The organism is Mesobacillus sp. (assembly GCF_047739415.1).
In the GTDB taxonomy this organism is placed as follows: Bacteria; Bacillota; Bacilli; order Bacillales; family Cytobacillaceae; genus Mesobacillus.
Window position 1 is genome coordinate 1 of the sequence record NZ_JBIQOE010000094.1, and the last position, 5,136, is coordinate 5,136.

Below are 5,136 nucleotides of genomic sequence, written 5' to 3' on the forward strand. Positions count from 1 at the left end.
GAAGTTTGGATACTGAACGATGACAGCAGCAACTTCTTCATTTGCCATATCCTTAAGAGCTTCAAGGTCAGTTACGCCATCCTTATGCGGTACTTCCACAACATCGATGTACTGGCCCTTTGCATATGATTTGACTACGTCTTTGTATTCTGGGTGTACAGCATTAGAAATTAAAACTTTCTTCCTTCTTGTATGGCCTGCACTGAGCATCGCGGCCTCAGCCAAAGCTGTGCCACCGTCATACATGGATGAATTCGCTACTTCCATGCCAGTCAATTCACAGATCATCGTCTGGAATTCAAAGATTGCCTGAAGTTCACCCTGTGAAATCTCAGGCTGATAAGGTGTATAAGCAGTGTAAAACTCTGAGCGTGAAAGGACATGGTCAACAATTACAGGAATGTAATGGTCATATACACCTGCACCGATAAATGAAGTATTCATTTTCAAATCGGCATTTTTCGCAGCCATCTTTGTCAGTTCCTTCATAAGAGCTGTTTCAGACTTGGCTGGTTTGATGTTGTATTCTCCGGCAAAACGGACTTTTTCAGGAATATCGCTGAACAATTCATCAATCGATGAAACGCCGATGCTTTCCAACATTGCGTTTTTATCACTTTCAGTCAGCGGTAAATAGCGATGCTTCATAACTTTAACCCCTCTCCGGCTTTTACTTTTTATCTCTTTTATAAAAAGGTGTAGCTGAAACTGCAGCTTTTAAGCGCTTGCCGCGGATTTCAACTTCCACTTCATTGCCTAACTCAGTTTCTTTCGCATCCATCAGTGCAAGCCCGATATTTTTCTTGAGCGTCGGGGATTGCGTTCCTGTAGTGACTTCACCAATCTGAGTGTCCCCTTTGTAAACTGGGTACCCATGGCGCGGGATTCCCCTGTCGATCATTTCAATACCGACAAGTTTTCTAGGCAGGCCATTTTCTTTTTGCTGCTTAAGTGCTTCTTTTCCGATAAAATCAGCTTCTTTATTCAACTTCACCGCAAAGCCTATTCCAGCTTCAAGCGGGCTGATTTCAGAAGAAAGCTCCTGGCCGTACAATGCCAGATTCGCTTCAAAACGAAGTGTATCCCTGGCACCAAGTCCGCATGGGATGACTCCCTCTTCTTTGCCTGCTTCAAGGATTTCATTCCATAGGCTGACAGCATCCTTTGAATCACAGTAAATTTCGAATCCATCCTCGCCTGTGTATCCCGTACGTGATACAAGCGCTTTCTTGCCGTTCAGGTCAACTTCCTCACTGAACTTGAAGAACCCGATTGTGCTTAGTTCATGACCTTTCGCAAGCTTTTGAAGGACTCCCTCTGCAAGTGGTCCCTGTAATGCAAGCTGTGCCATGCCTTCTGACAAGTTCTCGATTGTCACATTGCCTTCAAGGTGATCCTGCATCCAATCGAAATCTTTTTCGATATTGGAAGCATTCACAACAAGGAGGTAATGCTCATCTTCGAGTTTATAGATCAACAAATCATCGACGGTTCCGCCAGTCTCATAACACATTGCTGTATATTGTGCTCCGCCGTTTTTAAGTTTTGAAACATCATTCGTCATCATCTTTTGTAGATAGTCCAGACTTTCGGGGCCTTTCACCTCTATTTCTCCCATATGAGAAACATCGAATAGACCAGCTTTTGTCCTTACTGCTTCATGCTCTTCCTTGATGCTTGAAAATTGGACCGGAAGCTCCCAGCCTCCAAAATCAACCGTCTTCCCACCGTATTCCTTGTATACTTCAAATAGCGGTGTTCGTTTTAATTCAGTCATTATGTATCCCCCTTCGTCCTATAGCTAAAAAATCAGTTTACAAAACGCGTTTTAGATCAGACAGAATTGGTCCTGGTTCCCCAACGCGAATGAAGCCATAAAAAAGGACAGAGTACCCCCTCTGAATCTGAGAAGGTCTCTGTCCTTTCACCTGAAAGTTTACCTGTTAAGGCTTTCCCCTTTGGTGGCTCCCACTAATAAAGCGCTCTCCAGAGATGCGTCAAACAAGAGTTCTTTTGCCTGAGAGATTCACAAAGTTTGCTTGCTCCTTCGGCGCTACGTAAGTAGTCTCTCCCCTTGTTGTCATCCGCATTTATATTATTTTCGCAATTGGGCATGCTAGACGTTATTACACATGTCTGTAAACTGACTATTTAAGACTATAAAATGACAAATTTCAAAACATTCAAAAGCTAACTTCATCCTACCATTAGAGAGCCAATTTCGGCAATATATTTATACTTTAAAAGAGGTGGATAAAATGACCGTTCAAATTAACTTTGATTCTTCCTGGCAGGACGAAATGGCTGAAAGAATTGAGAATGACGGCCCATGGGGAAATTGGGAGCTCTTTAAGCTTGCCGTTGAGATAGAAAAACATACCATTATCCCGGAATTCGAGGGACTACAAGCACCGACACATCTGCCAGAACTCACTCCTCTGCCGCATCAGCTGGAGGTAGCGAAGCAGGTCGTTGAGAACATGAACGGAAAAGCCATACTGGCTGATGAAGTTGGTCTTGGGAAAACAATCGAGGCTGGATTGATTTTGAAAGAATACATGATCAGGGGTCTGGTTAAAAAAGTACTGATCCTTGTCCCTGCATCCCTTGTCTCACAGTGGGCCATGGAGCTGAATACAAAATTTCATATCCCCGCCATTGCCCAGAAGAAAAGCTATGTATGGGAGCAGTGTGATGTTGTCGTGTCTTCAATTGACACGGCGAAACGGGCGCCTCACAAGGATATCATCAACAACTTAAATTATGATCTTATCATTATCGATGAAGCTCACAAGCTAAAAAATAACAAAACAAAAAACTATGAATTTGTCCAAAATCTTAAAAAGAGATTTTGTCTTCTGCTGACAGCAACACCAATACAAAACCGTATTGAGGAAATATTCAACCTCGTCTCCCTGTTGAAACCAGGACACCTGGGCAGTGAGTCGGTGTTCTATGACAAGTATAAGAAGGATGCCCGGTCTGTTAATGATGATGAACACCTTAGGGAATTGGTCAATAAGGTGATGATCCGCAACAGGCGCGCTGATACGGGAATCGAATGGACTAAACGCCATGTGGAGACCATTCCTATCCACTTTTCAGAAGAAGAACGGGCTTTGTACGATTCGGTTCAATCCTTAAGAGGTTCAGAAGCCGGTCTCAGCTCCAGCCAATTCTCGTTAATGACACTTCAACGGGAAGCCTGCAGCAGCCGTGAAGCTGTTTTCTACACACTCAGAAATATGCTTCAGAGGCAGGAAAACCCATCCGTCGGTTTTCAGAATACCATCGCCCAGCTGATCAAAAGAGTAGAGGCAGTAACGAAGAATTCTAAAGCTGAAAAAGCGCTTGAATTAATAAAGCAGATTGATGACAAAGTGATCATATTTACCGAATACAGGGCCACTCAGCTATATCTTCAATGGTTTTTGAAGCAGCATGGCATCACTTCTGTTCCCTTTCGAGGAGGATTCAAGCGAGGCAAAAAGGATTGGATGAGGGAGCTATTCCAGAAGAATGTCCAGGTCTTGATCGCAACGGAGGCTGGAGGCGAGGGAATTAACCTGCAATTCTGCAGTCACATCATTAACTTTGACCTTCCCTGGAATCCTATGAGACTTGAACAAAGAATTGGGAGGATTCATCGCCTTGGGCAGGAGAAGGATGTAAAAATATATAATTTCGCGACAAAAGATACGGTTGAAGAACATGTCCTGAAACTGCTATACGAAAAAATCAACCTGTTTGAAAAAGTCATCGGTGAACTTGATGATATTCTCACGAAATTGGAATTTGGCAATATCGAAGATCATCTGACCGATATTTTCGGTAAATCAAATTCTGAAGGTGAGATTCGGATCAAGATGGAAAACCTGACATCAATGATCCAGTTCGCAGAGGAAATGAAGGAGGGAAATCAGCGTGCAGCAACAGGAAATCCATAATTTTCTTGAAAAATATTTTACCGCGAATAACTGTGAGTTAATGGAGAATAACAAGGGGTATATGACAGTCCAGTTAACTGTTGATCTCGACAAGGAATTGATGAACCGCCCTTTTTACTGGCATTACCTCGAGAAAACCGGCGGCGTTCCCAATCCAATGAAGCTGACCTTCATTACCAATAAACAGAAGGCACCAGACGATATCAAAGGTGAGGTCATCCACTTTGGGTCACCTCGACTTCATCAAATTTTTGCATCGACAAAAAATCTTGCCGGATATATACGTTTGTATCAAAATAACCAATTTCCTACCCAGACACCGCTTATACCCTGGATAGGATTGAATATGAAAATATCGTATCAATGTGACAGGAAACGGGATGTTTTCCATTCAATCGGCCTGCAGTTGATCAACGGGATGATGGTAGAAGACTTTCATGACAAAATATTGAAGCTGCCGTTGAATTCAAAAATTCCGGACTATGCCTATACACTTTCTCCATTAATAAAGCCAAAAAGTGGTGTAAACAGGATCCAGTCTTTTTTGACAACAAAGGTAGAACAAGAGGATCATACCTGGGCAGAAGAGGCAAGAAAACGCTGGAAGAAGGACCTGGAATTGCTCCATCACTTTTATGAAGACGAGGAAGAAGAGTCTGATAGCTTTAAAACCGAAAAAGCTGCATTACAGGATCAATATGAACCAAAGGTCAATATCGAAATCGTTAACGGCGGATTATTTTATTTAACTGAAAATGCTCTATGAGTGATCCTGCAGCAAGAACAAAAAGCGCAAGCGCCTCGTTCAGCCCCGACAAGCAGTGGAGGGCCGCCCAGTGAAATCGCTCTTTGACTTCATTGGGCGGACCGAAATCGAAAAGTATAGGCGACTGCCCAACTCCGACAAGCGTTGGAGGACCTGACAGTGAAGTCGGTCTTTGACTTCATTGGCAGGACCGAAACGTCTCGAGGAGTTAGGAGCCGCAACTAGACAAGCGACTCGAGGGGTTAGGCGCTGGAGTGGATTAAGAAAACTACATGGAGTTTTCTTAATCCAGCTCCAGCGCCTAGCCCCTCGAGTCGCTTGTCTAGTTGCGGCTCCTAACTCCTCGAGACGTTTCGGTCCTGCCAATGAAGTCAAAGACCGACTTCACTGTCAGGTCCTCCAACGCTTGTCGGAGTTGGGCAG

The 5,136-nt window shown here is 43.7% G+C and carries 3 protein-coding genes, 1 pseudogene and 1 riboswitch; of the genes and pseudogenes, 2 read left to right on the forward strand and 2 right to left on the reverse strand.

The window, feature by feature from the left end:
* Together ACH0QE_RS07910 and gcvT are read right to left on the reverse strand one after the other, a co-directional pair.
* Window positions 1-648, reverse strand: a pseudogene (locus tag ACH0QE_RS07910) (glycine dehydrogenase); the annotation flags it as partial.
* Window positions 649-670: 22 nt separating this feature from the next.
* A complete protein-coding gene (gene gcvT, locus ACH0QE_RS07915; RefSeq protein ID WP_415800154.1) occupies window positions 671-1,777 on the reverse strand; it encodes a glycine cleavage system aminomethyltransferase GcvT in 1,107 nt (368 codons plus the stop codon).
* Between the two features lie 218 nt (window positions 1,778-1,995).
* A riboswitch (glycine riboswitch) is annotated at window positions 1,996-2,084 on the reverse strand.
* Between the two features lie 174 nt (window positions 2,085-2,258).
* Between gcvT and ACH0QE_RS07920 the strand changes: the two genes are divergently transcribed.
* Both ACH0QE_RS07920 and ACH0QE_RS07925 read left to right on the forward strand, forming a co-directional pair.
* A complete protein-coding gene (locus tag ACH0QE_RS07920; protein WP_415800155.1) occupies window positions 2,259-3,947 on the forward strand; it encodes a DEAD/DEAH box helicase in 1,689 nt (562 codons plus the stop codon).
* Window positions 3,925-4,713: a YqhG family protein gene (locus ACH0QE_RS07925; RefSeq protein ID WP_415800156.1), complete on the forward strand. Its 789-nt coding sequence runs from the start codon at window positions 3,925-3,927 to the stop codon at window positions 4,711-4,713. Before ACH0QE_RS07920 ends, ACH0QE_RS07925 begins: the two co-directional genes overlap by 23 nt.
* The last annotated feature ends 423 nt before the right edge of the window (window positions 4,714-5,136 follow it).